15 protein-coding genes are annotated in these 16,895 nt (G+C 72.6%); 10 read left to right on the top strand and 5 right to left on the bottom strand.

Translation table 11 applies throughout. The features are described 5' to 3' along the window. Positions 1 to 7: 7 nt before the first annotated feature. Entirely contained in the window at positions 8 to 979 is a 972-nt protein-coding gene (locus tag ACZ46W_RS31690) for an LLM class F420-dependent oxidoreductase (protein ID WP_468345017.1), read from the bottom strand. Between the two features lie 142 nt (positions 980 to 1,121). Between ACZ46W_RS31690 and ACZ46W_RS31685 the strand changes: the two genes are divergently transcribed. The 4 genes from ACZ46W_RS31685 (at position 1,122) to ACZ46W_RS31670 (ending at position 5,142) form a co-directional block, all read left to right on the top strand. Further along, positions 1,122 to 1,889, top strand: a complete 768-nt coding sequence (locus ACZ46W_RS31685) for a polysaccharide deacetylase family protein (protein ID WP_468345014.1) — start codon at positions 1,122 to 1,124, stop codon at positions 1,887 to 1,889. 448 nt (positions 1,890 to 2,337) lie between these two features. Continuing rightward, positions 2,338 to 2,775 carry an SRPBCC family protein gene (locus tag ACZ46W_RS31680; protein ID WP_468345011.1) on the top strand — a complete coding sequence of 146 codons (438 nt, stop codon included), beginning with the start codon at positions 2,338 to 2,340 and terminating at the stop codon, positions 2,773 to 2,775. Positions 2,776 to 2,942: 167 nt separating this feature from the next. Further along, positions 2,943 to 4,628, top strand: a complete 1,686-nt coding sequence (locus ACZ46W_RS31675) for a phytoene desaturase family protein (protein ID WP_468345270.1) — start codon at positions 2,943 to 2,945, stop codon at positions 4,626 to 4,628. 109 nt (positions 4,629 to 4,737) lie between these two features. Then, positions 4,738 to 5,142, top strand: coding sequence for a response regulator (locus tag ACZ46W_RS31670; RefSeq protein ID WP_468345008.1), 405 nt, complete (start codon positions 4,738 to 4,740; stop codon positions 5,140 to 5,142). Between the two features lie 10 nt (positions 5,143 to 5,152). On the opposite strand, the gene ACZ46W_RS31665 is transcribed toward ACZ46W_RS31670, so the two are convergent. Next, positions 5,153 to 6,124 (bottom strand): hypothetical protein, encoded by a 972-nt coding sequence (locus ACZ46W_RS31665; RefSeq protein WP_468345005.1) that lies wholly within the window; start codon positions 6,122 to 6,124, stop codon positions 5,153 to 5,155. A 112-nt stretch (positions 6,125 to 6,236) separates the two neighbouring features. On the opposite strand from ACZ46W_RS31665, the gene ACZ46W_RS31660 reads away from it, so the two are divergent. Then, on the top strand, positions 6,237 to 7,040 hold the full coding sequence (locus ACZ46W_RS31660; protein ID WP_468345002.1) for a DUF2382 domain-containing protein: 804 nt from the start codon (positions 6,237 to 6,239) through the stop codon (positions 7,038 to 7,040). A gap of 349 nt (positions 7,041 to 7,389) precedes the next feature. Here the strand turns inward: ACZ46W_RS31660 and ACZ46W_RS31655 are convergent, their stop codons facing one another. Further along, positions 7,390 to 7,827, bottom strand: a complete 438-nt coding sequence (locus ACZ46W_RS31655) for a subtilase-type protease inhibitor (protein WP_468345000.1) — start codon at positions 7,825 to 7,827, stop codon at positions 7,390 to 7,392. A gap of 534 nt (positions 7,828 to 8,361) precedes the next feature. On the opposite strand from ACZ46W_RS31655, the gene ACZ46W_RS31650 reads away from it, so the two are divergent. After that, entirely contained in the window at positions 8,362 to 8,946 is a 585-nt protein-coding gene (locus ACZ46W_RS31650; RefSeq protein WP_468344997.1) for a carbonic anhydrase, read from the top strand. Positions 8,947 to 9,028: 82 nt separating this feature from the next. Then, positions 9,029 to 10,534 carry a SulP family inorganic anion transporter gene (locus ACZ46W_RS31645; RefSeq protein WP_468344994.1) on the top strand — a complete coding sequence of 502 codons (1,506 nt, stop codon included), beginning with the start codon at positions 9,029 to 9,031 and terminating at the stop codon, positions 10,532 to 10,534. Here ACZ46W_RS31645 and ACZ46W_RS31640 read toward each other — a convergent pair. Continuing rightward, the gene (locus tag ACZ46W_RS31640) at positions 10,507 to 10,722 is read right to left on the bottom strand and encodes a hypothetical protein (protein ID WP_468344991.1); all 216 of its coding nucleotides are present in this window, start codon (positions 10,720 to 10,722) and stop codon (positions 10,507 to 10,509) included. The genes ACZ46W_RS31645 and ACZ46W_RS31640 overlap by 28 nt on opposite strands. Before the next feature lie 274 nt (positions 10,723 to 10,996). Here ACZ46W_RS31640 and ACZ46W_RS31635 point away from each other — a divergent pair, with 274 nt between their 5' ends. Further along, positions 10,997 to 11,464, top strand: coding sequence for an SPW repeat protein (locus ACZ46W_RS31635; protein WP_468344988.1), 468 nt, complete (start codon positions 10,997 to 10,999; stop codon positions 11,462 to 11,464). Between the two features lie 217 nt (positions 11,465 to 11,681). Here the strand turns inward: ACZ46W_RS31635 and ACZ46W_RS31630 are convergent, their stop codons facing one another. After that, positions 11,682 to 12,530, bottom strand: coding sequence for a rhomboid family intramembrane serine protease (locus ACZ46W_RS31630; RefSeq protein ID WP_468344985.1), 849 nt, complete (start codon positions 12,528 to 12,530; stop codon positions 11,682 to 11,684). Positions 12,531 to 12,663: 133 nt separating this feature from the next. Between ACZ46W_RS31630 and ACZ46W_RS31625 the strand changes: the two genes are divergently transcribed. Next, positions 12,664 to 15,504 carry a SpoIIE family protein phosphatase gene (locus ACZ46W_RS31625; RefSeq protein ID WP_468344982.1) on the top strand — a complete coding sequence of 947 codons (2,841 nt, stop codon included), beginning with the start codon at positions 12,664 to 12,666 and terminating at the stop codon, positions 15,502 to 15,504. 75 nt (positions 15,505 to 15,579) lie between these two features. After that, the gene (locus ACZ46W_RS31620) at positions 15,580 to 16,863 is read left to right on the top strand and encodes an MFS transporter (protein ID WP_468344979.1); all 1,284 of its coding nucleotides are present in this window, start codon (positions 15,580 to 15,582) and stop codon (positions 16,861 to 16,863) included. The last annotated feature ends 32 nt before the right edge of the window (positions 16,864 to 16,895 follow it).

The following is a 16,895-nucleotide window of genomic DNA, read 5'->3' as shown; positions in this document are numbered from 1 at the left end:
GTGCGCGTCAGCCCAACGCGTCGCGCAGCGCGGGCAGCAGTTTCTTCGCCGACCAGTCCAGGAAGGCGGGCTGCGTGTCACCGCCGATCTGTACGAGCGCGATCTCGGTGAAGCCCGCGTCGGCGTACGGCTTCACCGCGGCCACGAAGTCGTCCGGGTCGTCACCGCAAGCGATGGCGTCGGCGACGTCCTCGGGCTTCACGAACTGGGTCGCCGCGTCGAACGAGTCGGGGTGCGGCAGCTCGGAGTTGACCTTCCAGCCGCTGCCGAACCACCGGAACTGGTCGTGCGCACGGCGTACGGCGGCCTCCTTGTCCGGGTCGTAGCAGACGGGCAACTGGCCCACCCGAGGCTTGCCCTTCCCGCCGTGCCGGTCGAAGGCGTCGAGCAGCTCGCCCTTCGGCTCCGTCGCGATGACGAGGTCGGCGAGGCGGCCCGCCAGTTCGCAGGACCGCTCGCCGGAGACGGCGAGACCGATCGGCGGAGGCTCGTCGGGCAGGTCCCACAGGCGGGCGGACTCCACGTCGAAGTGCGCACCGCGATGGTTGACGTGGCCGCCGTCGAAGAGCGCCCGGATGATGCCGACGGCCTCCTCCAGCATCTCGTGCCGTACGTCGACGGAGGGCCAGCCGCCGCCGACCACATGCTCGTTGAGGTTCTCGCCGGACCCCAGCCCGAGCCGGAACCTGCCCTCGGACAGCAGTTGGAGCGTCGCCGCCTTCTGCGCGACGACGGCCGGGTGGTAGCGGAAGGTCGGGCACGTCACGTACGTCATCAGCGGGATGCGTGACGTCGCCTGCGCGGCCGCTCCGAGCACCGCCCAGGCGTAGGGCGCATGGCCCTGCGAACGCAGCCAGGGGAAGTAGTGGTCGGACGTCACCGAGAAGTCGAACCCGGCCTCCTCGGCCTGGACGACATGGTCCACCAGGGCACGGGGCCCAGCCTGCTCGGTCATCATCGTGTATCCGATTTGCACCATAAACCCGCGATTTCCCCAAGATCCGAACCGGAAACATGATGAGCGGTGGCCTCCGGAGGGGGCGGTATGCACCACGTGTATACACCGTGTGTAGAGTGGCGGCGCTTCGATTGATCCACCTCCCACGGAAGAGAGCCGCCCCATGCCGTTCGGCAAGAAGTCCCCTGTCCGCCGCAAGGCCGCCGCCTCCGTCGTGGCCGTGGCCGTGGCCTCGCTCGTCCTCGGTCTGGCCGGCTGCTCGGCGGACCGGGTCGCGCCCGCCAGTGCGAGGGGCGACGCCAAGGGGGAGGCGGGCCCCGTCGACTGCCGAAAGCTCAAGTGCATAGCGCTGACGTTCGACGCGGGGCCCGGCAAGGACACGCCCCGGCTGCTCGACATCCTCAAGGAGGAGAAGGTCCCGGCCACCTTCTTCCTGCTCGGCAAGAAGCACGTGGACCGGTATCCCGACGTCGTACGCCGCATCGCCGCCGAGGGGCACGAGGTGGCCAACCACACCTGGACCCACCAGATACTGACCGACCTCGAGCCCGACGAGATACGCCAGGAACTGTCCCGTACGCAGGACGCGATAGAGAAACTCACGGGCCGCAAACCCACCCTCATGCGCCCGCCGCAGGGGCGTACCGACGAGACCGTCGCCGGCATCAGCCGCGAACTGGGGCTCGCCCAAGTCCTCTGGAGCGTCACCGCGAAGGACTACTCCACCACGGACTCCGACCTGATCCGGCAGCGGACGCTCGACGGCGCCGAGAAGGACGGCATCATCCTGCTGCACGACATCTACGACGGAACCGTCCCCGCCGTCCCCGGCATCATCGACGAGCTGAAGAAGCGGGGCTTCACTTTCGTGACCGTGCCGCAGTTGCTCGCCCCCGCCAAGGCGGAGCCCGGCACGGTGTACAAGCCCTGACATGCCGGAACGCCGGTGGTGAGGCGGGTCACACGCCATGGCGGCGAGCGTGGGAACACCGCTTGGTGGTTGACCGTTCATCGATGTGTGGTTGCGAAGGGGACCGTGTCCCCGGCCCCCGCCGCGCGGCGACCGCCCTTCCCGGCCACATGAGCGGCCCCGGCTGGATTCCCCCCGTCCAGTCGGGGCTCCGCTCTCCTCCGCCCGGGGCGGCGCGCCGAAGCCCCCCAGATGGCGCGCCGAAGCCGCCCCCAGATAGCGCGTCGAGCGCCCCACCTGGCGCGCCGAAGCCGCCCCCAGATGGCGCGCCCAGCCGCCCCACCTGGCGCGCCCAAGCCCGCCGCGGCCGACCTGCCGAAGCCACCGCGGATGGCGCCGCGTTCGCACCGGGCGCATACGGGTACCCGCCGGGCGATCCTTCCCCGAGCGGCGTGCACCGGAGGCCTCCATGGCGGTACGGCACCAACTGATCAAGAGACCCCCAGAAGCCGTGTGGGCGGTACTCAGCGACCCGTCCCGGTACAGCGACTGGGTCGTCGGTACGGCCACCTCCCGGCCCAAGGACGGCGACTGGCCGAAACCCGGCTCCGCGCTCGAGTACACCGTGCGCCTGGGCCCCCGCACGGCCGCCGGCGAGACCGTCGTACGACTCTGCGAACCGCCCCGATGCCTGGAGCTGGAAGCCCAGAGCGAGGCCCTCGGCACGGCCAGGATCGCGATCGAGCTGCGCCCCTGGGGCGACGAGACGCTCGTCGTCGTGGACGAGCACCCGCTGCGCGGACCGGGCGGCCTGCTGCACAACACGGTGATCGACGCCCTGCTCCAGTTGCGCCACCGCTCCATGCTCCGCCGCCTCGCGGACGTGGTCGAAAGGGACGCCCCATGACCCCCGGCCAGCCCCCCGGCCCACCGGGCCCCACCCCCGGCCCACCGGGCCCCACCCCCGGCCCACCGGGCCCCACCCCCGGCCCACCGGGCCCCACCCCCGGCCCACCGCGTCCAACCCCCGTCCCGGACCTCGGCCCCGTCGTGCCGGACGCGGCCCCCGACACCGTGCCGGACGCCCTGGTCATCGGTGCGGGGCCCAACGGGCTGGTGGCGGCCAACGTGCTCGCCGACGCGGGCTGGTCGGTCGAGGTCCTCGAAGCCCAGGACGAGCCCGGCGGCGCCGTCCGCAGCGACCGGGGCGTCCACCCGGACTACGTCAGCGACGTGTTCAGCGCCTTCTACCCGCTGGCCGCCGCCTCCCCCGTACTGTCCCGCCTCGCCCTCCACGAGGAGGGCCTCCGCTGGAGTCACGCCCCGCGCGTGCTGGCCCACCCCCTGACCGACGGGCGGTGCGCGGTGCTGGAACGCGACCGAACGGCGACGGCGAGCGGGCTGGAGCTGTTCGCCCCCGGCGACGCCCTCGCCTGGGAGCACCTGTGCGACGTGTGGGACCGGCTCGGCGAGGACATCGTGGGCGCCCTGTTCACCCCCTTCCCGCCGGTGCGGGCGTCGGTCCGGCTGGCCGCCCGCGTACGCGCCGCGGGCGGACTGCGGCTGGCCCGCATGATGATGCTGCCCGTACGGCGCCTGGCGGAGGAGGAGTTCCGAGGAGAGGGCGGCCGCCTGCTGCTGGCCGGCAACGCCCTGCACGCCGACCTCGCGCCCGAGGCGGCGGGCAGCGGGGGCTTCGGCTGGCTGATGGCCATGCTCGGCCAGACGTACGGCTTCCCCACACCCGTCGGCGGGGCGGGGGCGCTCAGCGCCGCCCTCGTACGCCGCCTCCAGCGGCGCGGCGGCGTGGTGCGCTGCGGCGAGCGGGTGGTGGAGGTCACCGTGCGCGCCGGGCGGGCGGTGGCGGTCCGTACGGCGGCGGGGGAGACGGTGCCGGTGAACCGGGCGGTCCTCGCCGACGTGGCGGTACCCACGCTGTACGGGGACCTCGTCGGCCCCCAGCACCTGCCTCCCCGGCTGCTCGACGACGTGCGCCGCTTCCAGTGGGACTGGGCCACCTTCAAGGTCGACTGGGCGCTGTCCCGCTCCGTCCCGTGGTCGGCCGGTGAGCCGGCGGCGGGCGCGGGCACCGTCCACCTGGCCGACGGCATGGACGAGCTCACCCGCTTCTCGGCCCAGCTCGCCATGCGGGAGGTGCCCGACCGGCCGTTCCTGCTGTTCGGGCAGATGACCACCGCCGACGCGTCCCGCTCCCCGGCCGGCACCGAGTCGGCCTGGGCGTACACCCACGTACCGCACCGGATCCGGGGCGACGCGGGCGGCGACGGGATCACGGGGAGTTGGGACGCCCGTGAGCAGGAGGCATTCGCGGACCGGGTCGAAACCCAGGTGGAGCGTTTCGCGCCCGGCTTCCGCTCCCTCGTCCGCGCCCGCCGCATCCTCGCGCCGCCGACCCTCGAAGCGATGGACGCCAACCTGTACGAGGGAGCCCTCAACGGCGGCACCGCGGCGGTGCACCAGCAGCTCGTCTTCCGCCCCGTACCCGGCACGGGGCGCCCCGAGACCCCGGTGGAGGGGCTCTACCTCGCCTCCGCCGGCGCCCACCCGGGAGGCGGCGTGCACGGCGCACCCGGCGCCAACGCCGCCCGCGCGGCCCTGCGCAGCTCCCGCCCCCTCCGCCGGGCGCTCGCCCGCGCGCAGAGCGCCCTGGCGGGCCACGGCTTCCGCGCCGCCCCGGCCCCGGCCGCCTCCTCCGAAGGCCCCGGCGTACCGGAGGCACCGGGCACACCGGGCGACTGACCGCGCGGGGCGACTGACCGCGCGGTGCGGCGGGTGCGGCGGACGAGCTGCCACGGACGGAGTAACGGGCGCATGCTGGACAGGTGAGCCCGATCGGAGGTGAGCAGCCATGATCGTCGCGGACAAAGTGCTGCTGGTCGACGACCACGAGGACAACCTGTTCGCGATGCGGGAGGCCGTGTCCCCGCTCGGCTACCCGCTGGAGGTGGCCACCAGTGGGGACGAGGCGCTCAAGACCGTGCTGCGCGGCGGCATCGCGGTCACGGTCCTCGACGTCGTCATGCCGGTGGTCAGCGGACTCGACGTCCTGCTCTACATGCAGCGGCTGGAGCAGACCCGGCGCATCCCGGTCATCCTGGTCACCGGCCTGGGCGTCGACCCCCAACTGTCCCGCGACGCGATGCGACTGGGCGCCGCCGACCTCGTGGCCAAACCGATCGACCCGTGGGCGCTGTGCATCAAGGTGCGCTACCTCCACGAGGCCCGCCGCCTGGCACCCACGGCGGCCGGGTGACACCCGCGCCTCACCGCCCCGCCCGCCGTTCGGCACGGGCGGCGGCGTCCCTGGCCCGCCGGCGGGCCGCGCGCGCCGCCCGATCCGCCTCCTGGAACCGCCGCTGCGCAGCCCGCACGCCCTTGTCCGCCGTACGCCGGCGGGCCTCGGCCTCCTTCAACTCCTCGGCCAGCGCCTCCACCCGCCGTCCCGCCTCCCGGAACTCCTCCTCGGCGCGCTCCTCGTCGGCCTGGGCCCGCTCGCGCTCCTCCTCACGCGCGCGTGCCTCCTCGTTCGCCCGCCGCGCCTCCTCCCGCAACTCCCGCGCCCGCCGGTCCCGCTCCCGCCGCTGCTCCTCGGTGCGCCGCCGCTCCTCGGCCCGCCCCGCGCGCGACTGCTCGTCCCCGCGCGGCCTTTTCTCCGTAGGCGGCTCTTCCTCCGCACGCGGCCTTTCCTCCGTACGTGGTTCGTCCTCCGTACGCCGCCGTGCGCGCCGGCCGCCCGGCGGGGTCGGGACGTCCGTGACGGCGGCGGTGAAGCCCACGGGGGCGCTCAGCGGTTTCACCAACTGCCCCGCCGCCCACTCCTCGGCCGCGGCCGGGTCCGCCAGGACCGCGTGCAGGGTCGCCTCGACCTCGTACTGGACGTCCTCGCCGACCGGCTGCCCGGCCTCCGCCGCCAACTGCCGCGCCTCCCGGGCGAGGGCTGTCACCAGGACGTGCTGCTGCCGGCTCAGCTCCCGCAGCCGCTCACCGTCCAGTTCGTGGTGGGCGCGGCGCAGCCCCTCGCCGAGAGCGGCCAGCGACCGGGCCTCCTCCGGCCGCTCCCGTACGAGCAGGTTGCTCGCCCACGCCGCGAGGGTCGGCCGGCGCAGCGCCCGGACGGCGTCGGCGAGCGCCCGGTCACCGGCCTTGCGCGCCTCGGCGGCACGTGCGTTCCGGGCCGCGGTGAAACGGTCGGGACGCAGCGCGTACAGCTCATCGGTGACGCTCTCCAGGTCCATTGACCTATTTTGCGGCGATATGTAGATGTAAGGGAGGTTTTCCTGGCGGAAGCGCTGGTCACTCGGCTCATGAGGACCCAGTACCCATGACTCATGACCCCAGGGAGGACGCATGATTAACCGGACACAGATCCCGGCCGTGCTCGACCACCCGGTGTACGACGCGACCGGTGACAAGATCGGTGAAGCCAAGCATGTGTTCGTTGACGATGTGACAGGCCGGCCCGACTGGGTCAGCGTCAAGACCGGATTCTTCGGCACCAGCGAATCCTTCGTACCGATCCACGACGCGGCTCTGGTCGATGACCATCTGGAGGTGCCTTACCCCAAGGGCAAGGTCAAGGACGCCCCGAACGTCGACGTCGACGCGGGGGGCCATCTGTCGGCCGCCGAGGAGCGGCGCCTCTACGACTACTACGGCCTCCGCTGGGACGGCACCCTGGGCCGGGGCGACCTGTCCGGCGACGGCGGCCGTGCCGGCACCGGCACGGCGGCAGCGGCGGGCACCGCCGGTACCCGTGCCGGTGACGACGCCATGACCCGCTCCGAGGAGCAGATGCACGTCGGCGTCGAGCAGCGCGAGACCGGCAAGGCCCGGCTGCGCAAGTACATCGTCACCGAGGAGGTCCAGCAGACCATCCCGCTGCGGCACGAGGAGGTCACCCTCGAGCGTGAGCCCGTCACGGAGGCCAACCGCGACGCCGCACTGTCCGGCCCGGAGATCTCCGAGTCCGAGCACGAGGTGACGCTGCACGCCGAGCGCCCGGTGGTGGGCAAGGAGACCAAGCCGGTTGAGCGGGTGCGGCTGAGGACCGATGAGGTCACCGACGAGGAGACCGTACGAGGCCAGGTCCGCAAGGAGCGGATCGAAGCCGATCTGCCCGAGAAGGAGACCCGCAAGGACCGCGACCGCTGAACCACCACGGACCGCCCCGCTCCAGCCGGAGCGGGGTTCGCGTTACGCCCGCTCCCGCCCCGGCCTCTCCCCTCGCAGCCAACCGCCCCCGGCCCGTCCGGTGCCGCCAACCGCCCCCGGCCCGTCCCGAAGCCGCCGCCCCCGCCCCGTCCGGTGCCGCCAACCGCCCCCGGCCGCCGCCCCCGCCCCCCACACCGCGTCCCCACACCGCGTCCCCACACCGCGTCTCCACACCCGCGATTCCACGCCCAATGGTTTGTATACGATCCCGCACGCGACGCACACAACGCGGCGGCCCGCACGGCCAGTTGTTCGGGCCGTGCGGGCCGGGGGAGGCGTGAGGTCGGGCTCAGAAGGAGAAGACGCTCGAACCCTCCGACTGCAAGATGCAGGAATTCGCATACATTTGCTCGAAGTTCACGCGACGGCCTTCCCAGGTACCCTGTGCGGTGACCACGACCGGGTCGTAGATCTTGATGCACGGTCGGGTGCTTTCATCGCCCAGCTTGTCGAACTTTCCGTCCACCGACCGCAGTTCGGCGCACGCCTTCTGCGGCGCCGGGTGCGTTCCGCCGGCGGTCGGGTTGCAGGTGAGCGTCACCGCCCGGGTGGGCACCGCGGTGGCGGCGGTCTCGCCCTGGCCGACCGTGAGCACCAGGGCCGTCGGTGCGTAGAGCCGCGGCTCGGGCGCGGCGGCCTTCGCGGCGGCCCCCGTGACGGTCATGGGCCCGAGGACCCCCGCTGTGGCCAGACCGCAAACGATGGCGCGCCTTACCAGTGTCCGCATGGCATGAAACCTCTCAGCTCGAATCGGTTCGCTTGCTCGGGTTGGTGCGGCAGCCACATTGCCGCGCCGGTGCTGTTGACGCACATTCAGCAACGCTTTTCAGTTTGGTCTGTTATTCAAGCGCTGACGCGAAACGCATTCTCAAAGGCGGCCGGTCCGTCCATGCGCACCCGCCTCATCAGGGCCTTATGGTGTGCCGGATATGGTTCAAACGTGCACCATGCGTAGAAACGTGCGAATGGGTGGGCGGTCAACACGTCCGAAACGTGATGGCAACGTGAAGGGGCGGGATCCGGCCTGCCGCGCGGCGCGCCGACGCAAAAGGACCTTTCATGGGAAGGTAATGTTCCGGCAAAGTTGACGTAGCTGCTGTCGTGCATGATCGTTAGCGCACCGCACCACGGTGCCGTGTCCCGACAGGCCGCGGAGACCCCGCGGTTCACGTCAGCCACGCCCCCCACACGCAACCGACAATGACCCGACCACACCGCGCCCCCCGGCCCCCACGGCCCGGAGCGCAGGAGGCAGGCCGCCATGAAGTCCCTGATCGACAACGCTCGTACGTTCCCCACCCGCGTCGCCCAACGGCCGGAGGAATTCCGCCGTCTCGCCGCCGGACAGGCTCCCGAAGCCCTGTTCATCACCTGCTCCGACTCCCGGGTGATCCCCTCCCTCATCACCGGTGCCCGCCCGGGCGAGCTCTTCGAACTCCGCACCGCCGGCAATGTGGTGCCCCCCTACGACGAGACACGGCCCTGCGCCGAGACCGCGACCGTCGAGTACGCGCTGCGCGTCCTCGGTGTCCGCGACATCATCGTGTGCGGGCACTCCCACTGCGGCGCCGTCGGCGCCCTCGTACGCGGCGACGACCTCTCCGGCCTCCCGGCCGTCCGCGGCTGGCTCAACCACTCCGTACCGGAGCCGCCGGCCACCGGCGACCTCGCCGAGGCGGTGCGTCGCCACGCCGTGGCCCAGCTCGACACACTCCGCGGCTACCCGGCCGTGCGGGAGCTCCTCGCGAACGGGCAACTGTCGCTCCACGCCTGGTACTACGAGATCGACACTGGCGCCGTGAGCGTGCACCGGCCGGAGCTGGAGGGCGAGTTCAGCCGCCTGTGAGGCGGCCCAGCACTCCCGTGTCCCCCTCCGTCCGTCCGCCGTCCCCCGGGGCGGCGGACCGCACGACTAGGAACTCACCCTCATGTTCTCCTCGTTGAAGGACCCCGCTGTGCTGCGCCGCGACATACTCGCGTCGCTCGTGGTCTTCCTCGTCGCCGTGCCCCTGTGCGTGGGCATCGCCGTCGCCTCCGGCGTACCCGCCGAACTCGGCCTGGTGACCGGCATCGTCGGCGGACTCGTCGTTGGCGCCCTCCCCGGAAGCTCGCTCCAGGTCAGCGGCCCCGCCGCGGGCCTCACCGTCCTGGTGTACGAGGCCGTCCAGGAGTTCGGCGTCGGCGCGCTCGGTGCCATCGTCCTCATATCCGGGCTGCTCCAACTCCTGCTCGGCGCCCTGAAGTTCGGCCGCTGGTTCCGTGCCATATCCGTCGCCGTGGTCCAGGGCATGCTCGCGGGCATCGGCCTCGTCCTCGTGCTGGGGCAGGTGTACGCGATGGCCGACACGGACCAGCCCTCCGGCGGCCTCGGCAAGCTCGCCGGCCTGCCCGAGCTGGCCGGTACCGTCCTCTCCGGCGGCACGGCCCTCACCGCGTTCCTCATCGGCGCCGGAACCGTGACCGTCCTCGTCCTGTGGCCACGGCTCCCGGCCCGCGCCCGAGCGGTCCCCGGCCCGCTCGTCGCGGTGGCCCTCGCCACCGCCGTGACCCTCCTGTTCGACCTGCCCGTCGCCAAGGTCGAGGTACACGGGCTGCTGGACGCCGTCCAACCCCCGGGCCTCGGCGACTTCGGCAGCATCACCACGGTGGCGGCGATCGGCACCGTCCTCGCCTTCACCCTGATCGCCTCGGCCGAAAGCCTGTTCAGCGCCGCGGCCGTGGACCGCATGCACGACGGGCCGCGCACCGACTACGACAAGGAGCTGATGGCCCAGGGCGTCGGCAACACCCTCTGCGGCGCCCTGGGCGCCCTGCCCATGACGGCCGTCATCGTCCGCAGCGCGGCCAACGTCCAGGCCGGCGCGCGCACCTCCCTCTCGCGCTTCCTGCACGGAGTATGGCTGCTCCTGTTCGCCGCACTGTTGCCCGCGGCGATCGGCGTCATCCCGCTCGCCGCGCTCGCCGGCGTCCTGGTGCACGCGGGCTGCAAGCTCGTACCCGTCAAGGACCTGGTTCCGCTGTGGCGCGAGCACCGCGGCGAGGCGGTGATCCTCGGCATCACCGCCGTGGCCATCCTGGTCACCAACCTCTTCGAGGGCGTGCTGCTGGGCCTGCTGCTCGCGGTCTGCAAGACCGCCTGGGAGACGTCCCACCTCCACGTCGAGGTGCGCGAACTCACCGGCGGCCGCCTGGTCGCCGCCATCTCCGGCAACGCCACCTTCCTCCGGCTGCCGAGGATCCTGGAGGAGCTGGAGGGCCTGCCCAAGGACCGGCCCATCGAGCTCGACCTCTCCGGGCTGCGCCACCTCGACCACGCGTGCCGCATCGCCCTGGAGAACTGGGCGCTGCGCCACAACGACGCCGGTACGGAACCGGTGCGGATGCTGCCTCCCGAGGGCGTCCCGGTTCAGGCCTCGTCGGCGGCGAGCACGTAGTCGACGACGGACTCGGGCGTCAGCCGGTCCTTCTTGATGATCGCCACACTGTCGCTCCCGCTACCGGCTCCGGAACTGGACCCGGTGGTGGGAGCGCCGTCGTGCTCGGCGGCATGGGCGGTCGCGGCCGCCCCGGCGGTGAGCAGGACGCCGGCGGCCGCGGCCACGGCGGTGGCACGGAGATTCATGCTTGCCCTCTCGTTCGGTGAGTGGTGAGTCGTCACTGGCCAGTCGTCGTCACTGGTCAGTCGTCAGGGGTCGGTCGTCAGGGGTCGGTAGTGAGCCGTTAGCGGTCGGCATGATCAACGAAAGCCCGGCACGGAGGTGTCGGGCGCGCTTCTCGTCAAGCTGACGCACGCCGGACCGCTGTTGACACCGTTGGCGCTGTTGACCGGAATGCCGCCAAAGGAGTTATATGGGGATAAAGGGCAGATAAAGTCTTCCACAGGAGGCGGGCCCGCGATGACCACCCACCCGAGCATCGAGCAACACCCCGATCTTGCCGAGATGCGGTCTCGGTTCGAACGGGCAACCAGTACCCCGCGTGGCCAGGCGATCGAGACGCTGGGCCTGCTCACGGGTCTCTACTTGGCAGCCTCGCCATGGATCGCCGGGTTCAGCGGCTTGACGGCCCTGGCCGTCTGCAACCTGATCACCGGTGTGGCCTACGCCCTGTGCATGGGCGGGTTCGGTTCGGCGTACGAGCGGACCCATTCCATGGCCTGGGCCGCGTGCGCCATCGGCGCATGGACGATCATCTCTCCGTGGGTCGTCGCCGGTAACGTCGACACGACCCGCAGCGTGGTGAACAACGTCATCGTCGGTGCGGTGGCTCTGCTGCTCGGCCTGGCCATGGCCGCGGCGGCGATGGCCGACCGTCGTGCCGGACGCACCCGCGCCCGCGGTGGCCCCGGCCCCGCCATGGAGTGAACGAGCTGGCACGCTCGATCCGGAAGGCCCCGACGCCCCTGGCGCCGGGGCCTTCCCCGCCCGATCCCCAGGCAGCACCGATCCCCACGCCGCTCCCGGTCCCCCCTCCGCACCGATCCCCACGCCGCTCCCGGTCCCCCCTCCGCACCGATCCCCACGCCGCTCCCGGTCCCCCCTCCGCACCGGTCCCCCTCCGCACCGGTCCTCCCTCCGCCGGTCACCACTCCGGGCGCGGCCGCCCCCGCCAAGGCGCGTCGGGGCGGGCCCGGGAGCCCCACAGCATGCCCCGGGGCTCGGGTGGCGGCGGAGTGCCCCGGCGCAACGGCCAGGCGAGCACCATTCCCACCGCGAAACCGATCACATGGGCCACATAGGCCACGGTGCCGGCCTGGGAGACGGCCGCACCGTACGAGTACACGGCCTGGAGGGCGAACCACAGCCCGAGTACCGACCAGGCGGGCAGGCGCAGGGGCAGGAAGATCAGGAACGGGACCAGGACCCAGACCCTGGCCTTCGGGAACAGCACCAGGTACGCGCCCAGGGCGCCGGCGACCGCACCCGACGCGCCGATCAGCGGGGTCCCCGAGTCGGCGTTGAGCAGGGCGAAACCGTACGCGGCGGCGTAACCGCAGACGCCGTAGAGCAGCAGGTAGCGCACATGGCCCAGGCGGTCCTCGACGTTGTCACCGAAGATCCACAGGAAGAGCATGTTGCCCAGCAGATGCAGCCAGCTCCCGTGCAGGAACATGGCCGTCAGGACGGACAGCGGCGGTGACTTGTCGTAGTCGGGCGGGCCGATCAGGCAGCCCGGTCCGGACGGGCCGACGCCCACCTCACCCGTGGGGACCAGCCCCGGCAGACGGGCGTGGACGAGCTCGCGCGGCACGGCCGCCCACTGGTCCAGGAACGCCTCCAGGCGGCACAACTGCGCCAGACCGCTCTCGCCGGTCACCGAACCGGCCATGCCGGGGGTGCGCAGGAAGACCACGAGGTTGGCGATGATCAGCGCGTACGTCACCCAGGGGACGCGCCGCGCCGGATTCACGTCATGAACGGGAATGACCACAACGCATCACTTCCCGGTCGTCGCCGCCCAAATCAAGCCGCGCCAGCCGTTCCGCCGCCGCCGGTACTCGCGCATCCGCGCCCGAGGTCGCCGACAATGGAGGAGTGCGGCAGCTCCTCCGGTGTGGAGAGTGATGGAGCCATTGGCCAGCAAGGGAAAAGGGCCGTTCCGCCCGGACCGGCGGTCACGTCAGCGGTCACGCGACCGCTCGCGCCGCCGCGAGTCCGACGGGTCGCGTGGCGGCTTCGGCCAGGAACGGCGCTCCCCGCTGAGCCTGCGCACCGCCGCCGGGCAGGTGTTCCTGTTGCAGGTCCTGATCGTGCTGCTGCTGGTCGCGGCAGCCGTGACGGCCGTGGTGATCCAGGCCAACCGTGCCAGTGAGCGCGAGGCCGAGCGCCTGTCGGTGACCGCGGCGCAGTCGTTCGCGAACGCCCCGGGCACCGCGCAGGCGTTGAACGCCGCCGATCCGACAGCCGTCCTCCAGCCGCGTGCCGAGGCGGCCCGCAAGGCGGCGGGTGTGGACTTCGTCCTCGTCATGACCACCGACGGCACCCGCCTCACCTACCCCGACCCGAAGCAGATCGGGAAGAAGTTCGTGGGCAGCATCCAGCCCGCGCTGGAAGGCCGCACGGTCGTTGAGCGGGCCGGCGGCCCGCCGCTGCCGGCCGGCACCGGAACGGCCGTGCAGGCGGTGGTCCCCGTGGTCGGTGCCGACGGCTCCGTCGTCGGTCTGGTCTCCGCCGGGATCACGTCGGAGAACGTGGGCGACCTGGTCGACCGGCAGCTCCCGCTCATCCTCGGCACCGGCGCGGCCGCGCTGGCGCTGTCCACCGCCGGGACGGCGCTGGTGTCGCGGCGGCTGCGGCGCCAGACGCGCGGCATGGGCCCGGCGGAGATGACCCGGATGTACGAGCACCACGACGCGGTGCTGCACGCCGTGCGGGAAGGCGTGCTGATCACCGGTGCGGACGGCCGGGTGCTGCTCGCCAACGACGAGGCGCGGCGGCTGCTGGACCTGCCGGCGGACGCGGAGCGGCGACGGGTGGCGGACCTGGGGCTGGAGGGGGAGACGGCACGGTTGCTGGGCTCGGCCGAGCCGGTCACCGACACGGTGTGCCTGGCCGGGGACCGGCTGCTCGCGGTGAACAAACGGCCCACGGCCCCGTACGGGGGCCAGGCGGGCAGCGTGGTGACGCTGCGGGACACCACGGAGCTGGCGACGGTCACCGGGCGGGCCGAAGTCGCGCGGGAGCGGCTGAGGCTGCTGTACGACGCGGGGGTGCGGGTGGGCGCCACGCTGGACGTGACGCGCACCGCCGAGGAACTGGCGGAGGTGTCCGTGCCCCAGTTCGCCGACGCGGTCACCGTGGAGCTGCTGGACGCCGTCCTGCGGGGCGAGGAACCGTCACCCGGGCCGGGCACCGAGCTGCGCCGCACCGCGGCCCACGGTCTGGAGGGGAGCGGTTCCCGCCACCCGGTTGGCGAGCTGATCCGGTTCGCCCCCACCAGTGCCGTCACCGCCGCGGTCAGGAGCGGCCGAGCGGTCCTGCGGACCGGTCCGGGGACCTCCGAGGGCCTGTCGGCCCAGGGGCCCGGGCAGGCGAGGTACGTCGTGGACCAGGGCTTCAGCTCCCTGGTCGCGGTGCCGATGCTGGCACGCGGGGTGCTGCTGGGGGTGGCGAACTTCTGGCGGGCGAGCGGCTCCGCGCCCTTCGAGGAGGAGGACAAGTCCTTCGCCGAGGAGCTGGCCGCCCGGGCGGCCGTCGCCATCGACAACGCCCGCCGCTACACCCGCGAGCACGCCATGGCCGTCACCCTCCAGCGCAGCCTCCTGCCCCGTGGCATACCCGAGCAGAACGCCCTGGAGGCGGCCTACCGCTACCTGCCCGCCCGGGCGGGGGTGGGCGGCGACTGGTTCGACGTCATCTCGCTGTCCGGCGCCCGGGTGGCGCTGGTGGTCGGCGACGTCGTCGGCCACGGCCTGCACGCCGCGGCCACCATGGGCCGGCTGCGTACCGCCGTGCACAACTTCTCCACCCTGGACCTGCCTCCCGACGAACTGCTGGGCCACCTGGACGAGCTGGTGGCCGGCATCGACACCGAGGAGGACGCGGGCGGGGAACGGGACGGACAGGGGGTCACCGGGGCCACGTGCCTGTACGCCGTCTACGACCCCGTCTCCGGGCGGGTGGCGGCCGCCACCGCCGGTCACCCCGGGCCCGCGGTCGTCCACCCGGACGGGAGCGTGACCTTCCCCCGTATGCCGGTTTCCCCGCCGCTGGGCCTGGGCGCCGGGCTGCCCTTCGAGAGCGCCGAGCTGACCCTGCCCGAGGGTTCGCAACTGGTCCTGTACACCGACGGGCTGATCGAGGACCGCGGCCGCGACCTGGACGCCGGCCTGGACGCCTTGCGTACCGCCCTGGAGGGAGCCGGCCGGACACCGGAGACCACCTGCGCCGCCGTGATCGAGGCCATGCTGCCCTCCCAGCCGAGCGACGACATCGTGCTGCTGGTGGCCCGAACGCGCCGACTGGACCCCGCCGACTACGCGGAGTGGGACGTGCCCCGCGACCCCGCAGCGGTGTCCCCGGTCCGGAGCGCCTGCGCCCGCCGCCTGGCCGACTGGGGCCTGGAGGACATCGGCTTCGCCACCGAACTCATCCTCAGCGAGCTGATCACCAACGCCATCCGCTACGGCGGCGACCCGATCACCGTACGGCTCCTGCACGGCCGCAACCTGATCTGCGAGGTCTCCGACGGCAGCAGCACCTCGCCGCACCTACGCCGCGCCAGAACCACCGACGAGGGTGGTCGCGGCCTGTTCCTCGTCTCCCAGTACGCCGAACGCTGGGGCACCCGGTACACCCCCGAGGGCAAGGTCATCTGGACCGAACAGCCCCTCCACGGCGGTGTGGCGGACGCCGCCGGGCTCGGTGACGCGCTGCTCGACCAGTGGAGCGACGAACCCCTCTGACCGGCCCGGGGCCGTACCACGGCCGCCGCGAACGCGGAGGTGTGCGACCCGGGCGGCGCGGGGTTGGGCGTGACCATGACAGTGACTTCCGTCCCGGCGGCCCGCCGCCCCGCCCGGCAGCTCCTCGCCGCGTCCGTGGGCAACGCCGTGGAGTGGTACGACTGGTACGCCTACACCTTTCTCGCCACGTACATCGCCGGCCAGGTCTTCCCCAGGAGCTCCGGCAACTCCCTCGTCCCGCTGCTGTCCACCTTCGCCGTCTTCGCGGTCGGCTTCTTCATGCGGCCCCTCGGCGGCCTGCTCATGGGCGCCGTCGCCGACCGGCACGGCAGGCGGGCCGCGCTGACCGTCACCATCCTGCTGATGGGCGGCAGCAGCCTCCTGGTCGGCCTGACACCGACGTACGCCGCCGCCGGCGTCCTCGCCCCGGTGGTGCTGGTCACCGCCCGCCTCCTGCAAGGCCTCTCGGTCGGCGGCGAGTTCGCCGCCTCCACCACCTTCCTCGTCGAGTCGGCGGGGCCCGGCAGGCGCGGCCTGTTCTCCAGCTTCCAGTATGTCTCCACCACCATCGGCCAGCTCGCCGCCTCCGGCATCGCCGCCGCCCTCGTCGCCGGCCTCGGCGAGCACCGGATGGAGGGCTGGGGCTGGCGCGTCCCGTTCGTCGTGGGAGCCGCCCTCAGCCTCGTGGGCTTCTGGATCCGCCGCGGGGCCGAGGAGACCCTCCGGCCCACCGGCGAACCCGCCGGCCGCCCCCGCCCCGGGCTCTTCGACGCGCTCCGCCGCCACCCCCGCGAATCGCTGCTGATCTGCGGCATCACGACCGGCGGCACCATCGCGTACTACACCTGGACCTCCTACCTGCCCACGTACGCCGAACTCAACGCCGGCGTCGACAAGGCCGACGCGCTGCTCGCCGGCACCCTCTCGCTCGGCTTCTTCGCCCTGCTCCAGCCCCTGGGCGGGCTCCTCTCGGACCGCTACGGCCGCAAACCCCCGCTGCTCTTCTTCGGCATCGGCTTCGCCCTGCTCACCGTGCCCCTGCTGCGCGCGATCGGCGACTCCTTCGCCTCCCTGCTCCTCGTCCAGTGCGCGGGCATGGTCCTGCTCACCGGGTTCACCTCGGTCTCGGCCGCGGTCAACGCGGAGGTCTTCCCCGCGCGCGTGCGGGCCGCCGGCATCGGCTTCCCGTACTCGCTGACCGTGGCCCTCTTCGGCGGGACGGCGCCCTATGTGGGCACGCTGTTCACGGAGTTGGGCCACCCGGGCCTGTTCCCCTGGTACGTGTCCGTCCTGTGCCTGGTGTCCGCCGCCGTGTACCTGCGGCTGCCCGAGAGCGCCCACAAGGAACTGGAACGGTGACCAAAGTCCGTGCTTCCCCCAACGACACGGGG

It is taken from the genome of Streptomyces sp. NPDC031064 (assembly GCF_055570965.1).
The sequence above is the reverse complement of the archived record's forward strand: the minus strand, read 5'-3'. Positions and strand labels throughout refer to the sequence as shown.

Coding starts and splice junctions, on each gene's coding strand:
- ACZ46W_RS31690 (WP_468345017.1), bottom strand. CDS start 979: ATGGTGCAAATCGGATACACGATGATGACCGAGCAGGCTGGGCCCCGT.
- ACZ46W_RS31685 (WP_468345014.1), top strand. CDS start 1,122: ATGCCGTTCGGCAAGAAGTCCCCTGTCCGCCGCAAGGCCGCCGCCTCC.
- ACZ46W_RS31680 (WP_468345011.1), top strand. CDS start 2,338: ATGGCGGTACGGCACCAACTGATCAAGAGACCCCCAGAAGCCGTGTGG.
- ACZ46W_RS31670 (WP_468345008.1), top strand. CDS start 4,738: ATGATCGTCGCGGACAAAGTGCTGCTGGTCGACGACCACGAGGACAAC.
- ACZ46W_RS31665 (WP_468345005.1), bottom strand. CDS start 6,124: ATGGACCTGGAGAGCGTCACCGATGAGCTGTACGCGCTGCGTCCCGAC.
- ACZ46W_RS31660 (WP_468345002.1), top strand. CDS start 6,237: ATGATTAACCGGACACAGATCCCGGCCGTGCTCGACCACCCGGTGTAC.
- ACZ46W_RS31655 (WP_468345000.1), bottom strand. CDS start 7,827: ATGCGGACACTGGTAAGGCGCGCCATCGTTTGCGGTCTGGCCACAGCG.
- ACZ46W_RS31650 (WP_468344997.1), top strand. CDS start 8,362: ATGAAGTCCCTGATCGACAACGCTCGTACGTTCCCCACCCGCGTCGCC.
- ACZ46W_RS31645 (WP_468344994.1), top strand. CDS start 9,029: ATGTTCTCCTCGTTGAAGGACCCCGCTGTGCTGCGCCGCGACATACTC.
- ACZ46W_RS31640 (WP_468344991.1), bottom strand. CDS start 10,722: ATGAATCTCCGTGCCACCGCCGTGGCCGCGGCCGCCGGCGTCCTGCTC.
- ACZ46W_RS31635 (WP_468344988.1), top strand. CDS start 10,997: ATGACCACCCACCCGAGCATCGAGCAACACCCCGATCTTGCCGAGATG.
- ACZ46W_RS31625 (WP_468344982.1), top strand. CDS start 12,664: ATGGAGCCATTGGCCAGCAAGGGAAAAGGGCCGTTCCGCCCGGACCGG.
- ACZ46W_RS31620 (WP_468344979.1), top strand. CDS start 15,580: ATGACAGTGACTTCCGTCCCGGCGGCCCGCCGCCCCGCCCGGCAGCTC.